Annotated in this window: 10 protein-coding genes, 1 tRNA gene and 1 pseudogene; 10 read left to right on the plus strand and 2 right to left on the minus strand. The window is 60.2% G+C overall.

Going from position 1 to position 9,904, the window contains the following annotated elements; translation table 11 throughout:
- Positions 1–44 precede the first annotated feature (44 nt).
- Together RTS12_RS18290 and RTS12_RS18295 are read right to left on the minus strand one after the other, a co-directional pair.
- A tRNA-Arg gene (locus RTS12_RS18290) sits at positions 45–121 on the minus strand.
- A gap of 79 nt (positions 122–200) precedes the next feature.
- Positions 201–1,631 (minus strand): HAMP domain-containing sensor histidine kinase, encoded by a 1,431-nt coding sequence (locus RTS12_RS18295; RefSeq protein ID WP_312531069.1) that lies wholly within the window; start codon positions 1,629–1,631, stop codon positions 201–203.
- A gap of 274 nt (positions 1,632–1,905) precedes the next feature.
- On the opposite strand from RTS12_RS18295, the gene rpmH reads away from it, so the two are divergent.
- From rpmH to RTS12_RS18345, 10 genes and pseudogenes are all read left to right on the plus strand, one after another.
- Complete coding sequence (rpmH, locus tag RTS12_RS18300) at positions 1,906–2,043, plus strand: 50S ribosomal protein L34 (RefSeq protein ID WP_036742148.1); 138 nt, start codon at positions 1,906–1,908, stop codon at positions 2,041–2,043.
- A 35-nt stretch (positions 2,044–2,078) separates the two neighbouring features.
- Positions 2,079–2,537 carry a ribonuclease P protein component gene (gene rnpA, locus RTS12_RS18305; RefSeq protein ID WP_409455711.1) on the plus strand — a complete coding sequence of 153 codons (459 nt, stop codon included), beginning with the start codon at positions 2,079–2,081 and terminating at the stop codon, positions 2,535–2,537.
- Positions 2,534–2,797, plus strand: coding sequence for a membrane protein insertion efficiency factor YidD (gene yidD / locus RTS12_RS18310; RefSeq protein WP_312531083.1), 264 nt, complete (start codon positions 2,534–2,536; stop codon positions 2,795–2,797). The genes rnpA and yidD overlap by 4 nt, the downstream gene beginning before the upstream one ends.
- A 117-nt stretch (positions 2,798–2,914) precedes the next feature.
- Positions 2,915–3,772, plus strand: coding sequence for a tRNA 2-thiocytidine(32) synthetase TtcA (gene ttcA / locus RTS12_RS18315; RefSeq protein ID WP_312531094.1), 858 nt, complete (start codon positions 2,915–2,917; stop codon positions 3,770–3,772).
- 224 nt (positions 3,773–3,996) lie between these two features.
- Complete coding sequence (locus RTS12_RS18320) at positions 3,997–5,118, plus strand: EAL domain-containing protein (RefSeq protein ID WP_312531085.1); 1,122 nt, start codon at positions 3,997–3,999, stop codon at positions 5,116–5,118.
- Positions 5,119–5,329: 211 nt separating this feature from the next.
- A complete protein-coding gene (gene yidC, locus RTS12_RS18325; protein WP_312531087.1) occupies positions 5,330–7,216 on the plus strand; it encodes a membrane protein insertase YidC in 1,887 nt (628 codons plus the stop codon).
- Positions 7,213–7,971, plus strand: coding sequence for an MOSC domain-containing protein (locus tag RTS12_RS18330; RefSeq protein ID WP_312531089.1), 759 nt, complete (start codon positions 7,213–7,215; stop codon positions 7,969–7,971). Before yidC ends, RTS12_RS18330 begins: the two co-directional genes overlap by 4 nt.
- Positions 7,968–8,618, plus strand: a complete 651-nt coding sequence (gene yihA, locus RTS12_RS18335) for a ribosome biogenesis GTP-binding protein YihA/YsxC (RefSeq protein ID WP_312531091.1) — start codon at positions 7,968–7,970, stop codon at positions 8,616–8,618. The genes RTS12_RS18330 and yihA overlap by 4 nt, the downstream gene beginning before the upstream one ends.
- Positions 8,619–8,794: 176 nt before the next feature.
- On the plus strand, positions 8,795–9,694 hold the full coding sequence (argB, locus tag RTS12_RS18340) for an acetylglutamate kinase (RefSeq protein ID WP_312531095.1): 900 nt from the start codon (positions 8,795–8,797) through the stop codon (positions 9,692–9,694).
- A gap of 101 nt (positions 9,695–9,795) precedes the next feature.
- Positions 9,796–9,904 (plus strand): annotated as a pseudogene (locus tag RTS12_RS18345) (histidine phosphatase family protein); the annotation flags it as partial.

A 9,904-nucleotide genomic window follows, 5' to 3' on the forward strand; every position in this document is an offset into this window, starting at 1 on the left:
CGCCCTATCTACTTGCCGTCCCCCCGAAGGGAAGAAGAAGTAAATGGCGGACCCAGAGCGATTCGAACGCCCGACCCCCAGATTCGTAGTCTGGTGCTCTATCCAGCTGAGCTATGGGTCCGCTGCTGTGAGGCGTTATCTAGAGAGAGTTGCTGGGGGTCGCAAGAGCGAAAATCATGTTTTTTGCATTTTCTTAACATTCAATGTGCAAGAGCCTCTTCGGGGCTGCGAATGCCCGCAAGCTCGCGCGGCAGGGACAGGCGAAACTCAGTTCCCTCCTCATCGCTGCGGATCAGTTTCAGGACACCGCCATGGTTGCGCACAAGGTCTGCGGCAATCGCAAGGCCCAGCCCGGTGCCGCCCTTGCGCGAGCCCCCTGAAAACGGCTGGAACAGGAACTCGCGGGTTTTCTTCGGCAGGCCTGGACCAGTGTCACCGATGCGCAGCCACCATTCATGGTCATCTTCGCCGCCACTGATTTCAATCGTGCCGGGCTTGCCCGTGCCTTCGATCGCCTGACGCGCATTCCGGGTCAGGTTGCCCAGGACACGGTAAAGCTGGTCACGATCCGCGCGGATCATCACATTGGGCGCAACTTCGGTCAAAAACTCGACCGAGGGCGCGCCGTCAATTTGGCTAAGGTTCAGCGATTCTGCCTCGACAACCTCGGCGACCAATGTGGCAAGGTTAAAGCGTGACAGGGCAGGGGGTGGCTCTTCGGCTTTGCCAAAGGCAAGCGTCGTCTCGCAGAGATTCACCGCGCGGGTGATCGAATTCACCAGTTTGGGGGCCGCGCGACGCACAGCCGGATCGGCGCTGGTTTCCAGGCGGTCGGCAAAAAGCTGTGCCGTGGTCAAAATGTTGCGCAGATCATGGCTGATGCGCGCCACCGCCTGACCAAGCTGTGCCAGCCGCGCCTTTTGCTTCAGCGCAGAGGTAACGGTGCGCTGCATCGCGGCCAGGGCGACCTCTGCTTCATTCAGCTCGCGAAGGCGTGCTGTTGGGGTGATGACCGAACGTGCGTCTTCGGGCGCCGAGGCATAGGCTGTCATATGCCTGATCACGCGCCGGATCGGCACCAACAGCATACGCTGCGCCACAATGTTCAACAAAATCGCGGTAATGACCGAGAAGGCCGCCGATATCAGCAGCATTCTTAGGCCGTAATCGACCATTTCCTGCCGCAGGACCGCCGTATCCATCGTGATCTCGATCAACTGGCCCGCATCTTTGACTGGCGCGCCAATGACCCGAATCACGCGATTCTGAGGGGTGAAAAGCTGGACCACCGCGTCACCGATCGCCGTCCAAAAGGGCTGTTCACGCAAATCATAGGTATCAGTGATCGGTCCGGGAATCGGCGAGGACAGCACAAGCTGGCGAATATCATTGCGCCGCAGCACGACGTTGAACACGCCCGCATTCTGCAAAAGCTCTGATTCGAGGTCACTTGCTAGCGATTCGTCGGTGGCCAACAGGGCAAGGCTGGCAATCTGCGCACGTTCCAGCCGCGATTCGAGCGCATTCAGGCGAAAGTTCGAGATTGATGGAAAAACGATCAATAATTCGGCCAAAAGGACGAAGACGCCCGTCAGGAGCGCGAACCGGCCTGAGAGGGAGTTCAGGGACATTTCAACCTTTTGCTCGTTCGCCGCGTCTTTTTGGCGGCGTCACAGGGACATAGGCCTTGATGACGCTCAGTTCAAACTGGCGTGAGGCGGTTCAGGTTCCATTTCGGCGGCATCTTGCGCTAATTCGCTTCTTATTCGTGCGAATTGGTCAAGAAAGCGCGGCAAGAGTGGTTGACTCGGGCAAGACCCCCGACTATCCAGCGGTCCTCGAATAGACCGGCGCTTGCTCGGGGGGTATCCCTGTGTCGCGCGCCCCGACCCCCGGAGTTTAACGATGTCGAAACGCACCTTCCAGCCGTCGAACCTGGTTCGCGCCCGTCGTCACGGCTTCCGCGCGCGCATGGCAACCAAAGGCGGCCGCCGCGTTCTGAACGCTCGTCGCGCTAAAGGCCGTAAGAGCCTTTCGGCGTAATATTACGCCTTCGGGCGTAAGAAAGGCCAATGCCAATGCCGTCGTTGCCTCCTGACGCTGACCGCGAGGTCCTGCCGATGGGTTCTGGCGCGGCGGCTTTTGCACACTCAGCCGCGCAGAACAATCCCGTCGTGCAGATCGAAACGCTGCGCAATCGCCCCGACTTTTTGCGGGCGGCTGCGGCGCGACGTCAGGGCACCTCGGGCTTTTTGCTTCAGGCACGCAAGCGCGCCGAACATGAGGCCGATCATGCCTTGGTTCGCGTGGGCTATACCTGCTCGAAAAAGATCGGCAATGCCGTGATCCGCAACCGCGCCAAGCGCCGCTTGCGCGCTTTGGTTCGCGAAATCCTGCCTGCGATCGCGAAACCGGGCTGGGATTATGTGCTGGTGGGTCGCCCCGGTGCGACGGTTGGTCGTGATTTTGCCGATCTGAAGAAAGACCTGACCGAGGCCGTGGCGCGCGTCCACGCTCCGCGCAGCCCCAAGACATGACGCCGCTTGCGCGGATCCTGGCTTTGCCCGTGCGCGGCTATCGGCTGGTCGCCAGCCCTTGGGTCGGCCATGGCTGCCGCTTTCAGCCGACTTGCTCGGCCTATGCGCTTGAGGCGCTGGAACGTCACGGTGGCCTGCGTGGCGGCTGGCTGACCGCCCGCCGGATCTGCCGTTGCCACCCCTGGGGCGGGCAGGGCTATGATCCCGTGCCGGGAACCGGGGGCGATTGCCCCGATCACTCCAATAGCGACCCGTCCTAAGCCTTTTTGCGGGCCGGTCCGAACCTTCAAGGGATTGCCATGAACGCCTCTGATCCGATCGAGCTTGCCGCGCAAAACGGGATCGAAGATCTCGATCTGGACGAGCGTGACGATGAAATGGCCGAAATCCATCCCCTGTTTCACGGCGCGCCCAGCTCGACCGAGTTTCGCAAATTGCGCAAGCGGCTGGTTCGCGATGTCCGGGCCGCAATTGAAACCTATGATATGGTCAAACCCGGCGATAAATGGCTGGTCTGCCTGTCGGGGGGCAAGGACAGCTATACGATGCTGGCCGTTTTGCACGAACTGCAGTGGCGCGGGCTTTTGCCGGTCGAGCTGCTGGCCTGCAATCTGGATCAGGGTCAGCCCGGCTTTCCCGCGACCGTTTTGCCCGAATTCCTGACCCAGCGTCAGGTGCCCCATCGCATCGAATACCAAGACACCTATTCCATCGTGAAGGAAAAGGTTCCTGCGGGGCGGACCTATTGCGCGCTTTGCTCGCGGTTGCGTCGCGGAAACCTGTATCGCATCGCCCGCGAGGAAGGGTGCAGCGCCGTGGTTCTTGGCCACCACCGCGATGATATCCTTGAGACGTTCTTCATGAATATGTTCCACGGCGGACGACTGGCCTCGATGCCGCCCAAGCTGCTGAACGAAGAGGGGGATCTGAACGTTTTGCGTCCCCTGGCGTTCATTGCCGAAGCCGATTGCGAGAAATTCACTCGTGCCATGGGCTATCCGGTGATTCCCTGCGATCTGTGCGGCAGCCAAGAGGGCTTGCAGCGCGTTCAGGTGAAAAAGCTGCTTGATGAATGGGAAAGCCGCGCAGCGGGGCGTCGACAAGTGATGTTCCGCGCCTTGATGAATGTGCGCCCGTCCCATCTGCCTGACCCGAAGCTGTTCGATTTTTCCGCGCTTGATCCGGCGCCGAGCGGTGCGACTGAGGAAAATATTCCGAAGCTGCGCGAACATTAACTGAACACAAATCTATTTACCCGATCATCCAGAAAGGATGGAACGATTCGGGTCGATGGATGCTCTGGTTTTTGCTGGGATTCGGGCTAGCAGCCCTGGCTTTGACAATAGTGCTTTGGCGGCGTCGCCCACGGCTTAGGTGCGGGCGTCTGGCCCTTGTTTTGCGCTTTGACGATGGCTCGGATCGGGCGGCGGGGGCCAGCCCCGCTGACTTGGCCCCGCTGATGGCCCAATCTCGGTCCTATCTCGCGCGCTCCATGGGGGCCGTGCGGGTTGTGGCAAGCCGTGATGCGCGCGAGCTTTGCCTGATCTTTGATCATGCCGACCCCGACAAGCTGCACCAGCGCGCAGCGCGTTTGCAGGCGGGGCGGCAACCCATGTCTGGTCCAGCACCCAAGATCGAGATTGCTATCCTGCGCGACCTTTTGGGAGCGACCCCTGACGATCAACTGATCAACCACGCCCGCGGTCTTTTCGCGACGGCCGCTGATTGCACGACGACGAATGTCCTCGTTGCCGCCTATACTTTAGCAAAACCGCCCTATCTGGGTGCGAAGATGCCGCCCGCGCCCATCGTCGCGGATTGGCTGGCATTGTGGTTCGTTCCCCAACATTGCACTGAAACGGGCGTTGTGATCGGCGTCGAGATCGAACCGCGGCTACGCCATCCCGTATATGGGATGCTTGCGCCAAATAGCTTTCACCAGCTGATTGATGCCGAAGCCTTGGCCCATTTGACCTTTCGGGCCGTGTCAGAGGCTTTGACTGCGCTGCGCCATTGGGATCAGAACGCCTTTGGCCTGGATTTCATGACGCTGCGTCTTGATCCGCGCCTGCTGATACGTCCCGATCTGGCCGATCTGCTGTTATGGGAGCTGGACCGACAAGATGTGCCACCGCTTCGTCTGGTCATTTCCGTCCCCGAGGAGGTGACATTGGACGGCGCGCCCGTGATTGCGCTTGCCAATATCGAAAGACTGGCCGCCGCCGGTTGCCAGATCGAGGTTATCAGCGCTGCCAAAGACGATGCAGGCCCCGCCTTTGGGCGCCCACGGGTCACCGCCTCGCGAATGCGGATCGGTGAAGACATCATCACAGGCTGTGACCGCTCTGTGCGGCAGCAGGTGATGATCCTGGCGGTGCTGGCCTTGGCCGATCGTCTTGGATTGGTGACCGTTGCCGAAGATGTCGGCTCGGCACATGAACATGCTTATCTGGCCCAGATTGGCATCGCGCAGGTTCAGGGGCCGGGCGTTGCCAGGGCTGTGCCCCAAGATCTGATGATCGGCTATCTTGAGGAATGCCAGCATCAGACACCGCCACCGGTGTCGCTGCTTCGGGCGTGATCATCTACGAAAACGGATCAGCTGAAACTCGACCTGCCGTTGCGCACCGGATCAAACCCAGGTACCCACAACCCCGTTCAAGCGGCACAAACGCGCGAAATTGACCAAGCGAAAGGTACCATTGAGGCAAATTCCCTTGACCTTTGCCGGTCCCTTCTGTTGAAGCAGCGCGATACCGCGATGGAAGATGATCGACGAAGGGTGCGCTTGCATGAATGATAACAACCGCAACATGATCCTGGCGATGGTGCTTTCTGCACTCGTCATGATCGGCTGGGCGATCTTCTTTGCACCTGAACCTGCGCCAGAAACGCCGGTCGCCGAAAGCCAGCAGGGCACCACCCCGGCTTTGCCGACCGCACCGAATGCGGCAGGCACCGCGGCACCCGCGCTGGGTGCGGCTGGGACGCAGGCTTCGAGTGATCCTTCGGCGACTGCTGGGCGGGTGACGATCTCGACGCCTTCGCTGAAAGGCTCGATCTCGCTGGCCGGTGGCCGTGTCGACGATCTGGAGCTGGCACAATATCACGAAACGCTTGACGACAATTCGCCCTATGTGCGGCTGTTGTCGCCCACCGCTCAGCCCGAGCTTGCGACCCTTGGCTCGCCTGTGGCGCCGGGCGCGGATGCGCAGCTGACGGTGCAAAAGCCTTATTATGCCGTTTACGGCTGGTTGCCGGCGGCTGGTACCGATCCCGCTTTGGTGCCTGGCCCCGCGACGCTGTGGCAGGTCGAATCCGGTGAGACGCTGTCGCCGGGCAATCCGGTCACGCTGGTTTGGGACAATGGCGCGGGGCAGATCTTCCGTCGCACCTTTGAACTGGATGACAAATATCTCTTTACGGTAAGCCAGTCGGTCGAAAACAAAGGCACCGCCGCGTTTTCAGCTGCGCCTTATGGCATTCTGGCGCGTCACGGTAAGCCCGATACGCAGAATTTCTTCGTGCTGCACGAAGGCGCGGTCGGGATGACCGACGGCAAGCTGCTTGAGCTGAAGTACAAAAAGATCGCCGAGCTGTCGCCGCTCAATGGCGAGGGTCCGGCCGAGATCACCGAAGTTTCCGAAAACGGCTGGATCGGCTTTACCGACAAATATTGGATGACCACGCTGGCGCCCGCACCGGGCAGCTCGTTCACGGCCGTCGTCAAATATGCGCCGGGTGCGGATATCTATCAAACCGAGGCGCGCATGCCGATGGTCACGGCCGCGCCGGGCGCGACGGTCTCGACCAGCAGCTATCTTTTCGCTGGCGCCAAGGTTTGGGAAACTATCAACGGCTATCAGCAAAACCCCGGGATCGAACGTTTCGTCGATTCGATCGACTGGGGCTGGTTCTATTTCCTGACCAAGCCGATCTTCCGCCTGCTGCATTGGCTGCATGGTTTCATTGGTAATATGGGCTGGTCGATCATTGCCCTGACCGTGATCTTGAAAACAATCGTCTTCCCGCTGGCACGCAAATCCTACATCTCGATGGCGAAGATGAAGGAATTGCAGCCGCAGATGGAAGCAATCAAGGAACGCACCGGCGACGACCGGATGAAGTACCAAAAAGAGATCATGGAGCTTTACAAGCGCGAGAAGGTGAACCCGGCTGCGGGCTGCCTTCCGGTGCTGCTGCAGGTTCCGATCTTCTTCTCGCTCTACAAGGTGATCTTCGTCACGATCGAGCTGCGTCACGCGCCTTGGCTGGGCTGGATCCATGACCTTTCTGCGCCCGATCCGACCAGCTTGTGGAACCTCTTCGGCATGCTGCCTTGGGCCGCGCCGGGGCAGGGATCAATGCTGCATTCCTTCTCGCTGCCGATTCTTGCGATCGTGCTGGGGATTTCGATGTGGATTCAGCAAAAGCTGAACCCCGCCCCCGCCGATCCGGCACAGAAGATGATCTTTGCCTGGATGCCATGGATTTTCATGTTCATGCTGGGTGGATTTGCATCGGGGCTGGTTCTGTACTGGATCGCGAACAACACGATCACGATTATCCAGCAGTACACGATCATGTCGATGCATGGTCATCGCCCGGATCTGTTTGGCAACATCCGCGCCGGAATGCCTTCGCGCAAGGGTGACAAAAAGCCGGGCAAGGGAAAATGACCGCAACCCTCTCTCTGATCCGCCGCCACCCGATCAAGTCGATCGGGGGCGAGCGGATCGCAGAGGTCACGCTTCAGGCGTCGCGCCCACTGCCGGGAGACCGGCTTTGGGCGCTTCTCCATGAAGGGGGCGAGCGTCATGCAGGCGTGATGCCCGAGCGCTGGCTTCCGAAATCATGTTTTCTGCAAGGGGCCAAATCTGCGGCCCTTCAAGCGATTCAAGGCGGGTGGTCGACGCCCCAGCCGGGCACGACCATCACCCTAAGCCATCCCGACCTGCCCGATTTGCAGTTTGACCCGGCAGCCCAGAGCGAGCAGCTGATCGCGTGGCTTCGTCCGCTTTGGCCCAAGGATTTTCCCGCGCCGACGCGCCTTGTGCGTGCACCTGTCGCCTGGGCGGATGTCAGCCAGCCCTATGTGTCGATCCTGTCACTGGACAGCCTGTCGGCGCTTGAGCAAGCGGTCGGTCAAGATATCGGGCCCAACCGCTGGCGCGGAAACTTCTGGGTCAAGGGTTGGGCCCCCCAATATGAGCGAGAGTTGATCGGACAGATCCTCAAGCTTGGTGATGTCGAGTTGCGGGTGGTAGAGCCGATCACGCGCTGCCCCGCGACTTCGGCGAATAGTGAAACCGGCGTGCTGGACATCGATATGCCCGCGACCCTGAACAGGTTGTATGGGCATCGCGATTTCGGTGTTTACGCGCAGGTTGTGAATGGCGGCACGGTCCGCATTGGCGATGAGGTGTCGTTGTGAAAGTTTCATTCCCCCTGGCCCCCGAGCCGGAACCCGCTGCAGCCGAGGCTGCCCGCCTGCTGTTTGCCGGCCCAGTCGATTTCGTCAAAGGTGTGGTCGCCATGAACGGCCTGCCCGATGCCGATCGACCAGAGGTGTGCTTTGCCGGACGCTCGAACGTTGGCAAGTCCAGCCTGATCAATGCGCTGACCGGGCGTAACAGCTTAGCGCGCGCCTCGAATACGCCGGGCCGCACGCAAGAGATCAACTATTTCGCCTTGGGTGAGAAAGCCTATCTGGTCGACCTTCCGGGCTATGGCTTTGCCCGCGCGCCGGTGGCGGTGGTCGCAAAATGGCAGGCGCTGCTTAAGAATTATCTGGCAGGTCGTCCGACCCTGCGCCGCGCCTTTGCGTTGATCGATTCGCGCCACGGCGTCAAAGAGGTCGATCACGAGATCATGAAACTGCTCGACCGCTCGGCGGTGCCGTTTCAGGTGGTCTTGACCAAGACCGACAAGATCGGATCGCAAGCGTTGAGTGCGGTGATTGCGCAGGTCGAGGAAGAGCTGCAAAAGCACCCGGCTGCTTACCCTGAATTGGTCGTGACCTCGTCTGAAAAGGGCCATGGTATCGCCACATTGCGCGCGATTATCGCAGGGCTAGACTAATCAGCCCGGGCGGCCTGATCGTATCACGACCGTTTTCAGATGACTGCCGGGCCAGCGTGACCGGCAGAAAGCGATTGCATAGATCCTGAGGCCGGACGGCGAGCCTCTGGACGAGGGCGCGCTCTGGCCCTAGGGTCTTGCGCGATGCGCAGGGGCAAAGAATGAGAAAGCAAGATATGAACCGAGACTGGTCCGCCACAGCCCGCACTCTTTCCGAGGCGCTGCCCTATATGCAGCGGTATTCGGGTGCGGTCGTCGTGGTGAAATTCGGCGGCAATGCGATGGGTGATGATGAGGCTATGGCCGAATTCGCTCGTGACATCGTGCTGATGAAACAGGTCGGCATTCACCCTGTCGTCTGTCACGGCGGCGGTCCGATGATCAATGAGATGCTGGACAAGCTGGGGATCGAATCGCATTTCGTGCGCGGCAAGCGTGTCACCACCAAAGAGACCGTTGAGGTCGTCGAGATGGTGCTTTCGGGGCTGGTCAACAAGCGCATCGTGCAGGCGATCAACGATGCTGGGGGTCGCGCCGTCGGGATCTCGGGCAAGGATGACGATCTGATGGTCTGCGAGGCCGATGATCCCGAATTGGGCTATGTCGGTCGCCCGGTCGAGATGAATGTGCAGATCATCCGCGATCTGTACACTGCTGGGATGATCCCGGTCATTGCCCCGGTCGCAACCGGAATGGCTGATAACGAGACCTTTAACGTGAATGGGGATACCGCAGCCGGTGCGATTGCCGGGGCGCTGCGTGCCGACCGGCTTTTGCTGTTGACCGATGTGGCGGGCGTCAAGGATGCGCAAGGCGAGGTCCTGACCTCGATGCATCCCGATCAGGTGCGCGCGATGATTGCCGATGGCACGATCGCAGGCGGTATGATTCCCAAAACCGAGACCGCCTTGAAGGCGCTAGAGGACGGCGTTCGCGCTGTGGTCATTCTGGATGGCCGCGTCCCGAATGCCTCGCTGCTAGAGCTGTTTACCGAACATGGTGCGGGCAGTTTGATCCGCTCGACCGCGCCGCGGGTCAAGCCGCGCGGTTTGCGTCAGGGCGAAAGCGAGCTTTAATCCGCCTCGGGATATTCCCCGACAACTCCAGACAGAGCTTGCCGCCGCCTTTAAAGCTGTGGCAGGCTCAAAACGTATTTGCATACGCGGCAGGGGCAATCATGACTCCCATTGGCTATCGTCGACTGATTCTGACACGACACGCGAAATCTTCTAGGGATGATCCGGCCCAATCCGATCATGACCGTCCCCTGAACGAGCGGGGGCGCC

The organism is Paracoccus sp. (in: a-proteobacteria) (genome assembly GCF_032007265.1).
In the GTDB taxonomy this organism is placed as follows: domain Bacteria; phylum Pseudomonadota; class Alphaproteobacteria; order Rhodobacterales; family Rhodobacteraceae; genus Paracoccus.

Bases quoted from the DNA above. Each gene is read 5' to 3' on its own strand.
- RTS12_RS18295 (WP_312531069.1), bottom strand. From the start codon at position 1,631: ATGTCCCTGAACTCCCTCTCAGGCCGGTTCGCGCTCCTGACGGGCGTC.
- rpmH (WP_036742148.1), top strand. From the start codon at position 1,906: ATGTCGAAACGCACCTTCCAGCCGTCGAACCTGGTTCGCGCCCGTCGT.
- rnpA (WP_409455711.1), top strand. From the start codon at position 2,079: ATGCCGTCGTTGCCTCCTGACGCTGACCGCGAGGTCCTGCCGATGGGT.
- yidD (WP_312531083.1), top strand. From the start codon at position 2,534: ATGACGCCGCTTGCGCGGATCCTGGCTTTGCCCGTGCGCGGCTATCGG.
- ttcA (WP_312531094.1), top strand. From the start codon at position 2,915: ATGGCCGAAATCCATCCCCTGTTTCACGGCGCGCCCAGCTCGACCGAG.
- RTS12_RS18320 (WP_312531085.1), top strand. From the start codon at position 3,997: ATGGCCCAATCTCGGTCCTATCTCGCGCGCTCCATGGGGGCCGTGCGG.
- yidC (WP_312531087.1), top strand. From the start codon at position 5,330: ATGAATGATAACAACCGCAACATGATCCTGGCGATGGTGCTTTCTGCA.
- RTS12_RS18330 (WP_312531089.1), top strand. From the start codon at position 7,213: ATGACCGCAACCCTCTCTCTGATCCGCCGCCACCCGATCAAGTCGATC.
- argB (WP_312531095.1), top strand. From the start codon at position 8,795: ATGAACCGAGACTGGTCCGCCACAGCCCGCACTCTTTCCGAGGCGCTG.